The sequence below is a fragment of the Ligilactobacillus acidipiscis DSM 15836 genome (assembly GCF_001435755.1).
GTDB lineage: Bacteria > Bacillota > Bacilli > Lactobacillales > Lactobacillaceae > Ligilactobacillus > Ligilactobacillus acidipiscis.
Window position 1 is genome coordinate 1 of record NZ_AZFI01000435.1, and the last position, 225, is coordinate 225.

Sequence of the window (225 nt, forward strand, 5' to 3'; positions counted from 1 at the left end):
TTTGATACTTTTTTATAACGCGATAACTTGCCAAAAGCCTTAGTCAAAGCTCTCAACGAGGATTTTAACTCTTCTGCTGAATAAGCATTCTTAACGGTCAAAGTTAAAAACAAAAACCGTCCTTTAGGCTCTCTCACAACTGCCTCTGCAATAATTTGTTTTAATTGGCTCGAATTTTTCATACTCTTTCTCCAATTGCATAACGGACACAACCGCTTTTTGCAA

Annotated in this window: 1 protein-coding gene; it reads right to left on the reverse strand. The window is 36.4% G+C overall.

Annotated features, from left to right (window positions below; all coding sequences use genetic code 11):
- A partial coding sequence (locus FC65_RS11350) for a protein rep (RefSeq protein WP_235803145.1) occupies positions 1 to 225 on the reverse strand: 225 nt, incomplete at both ends.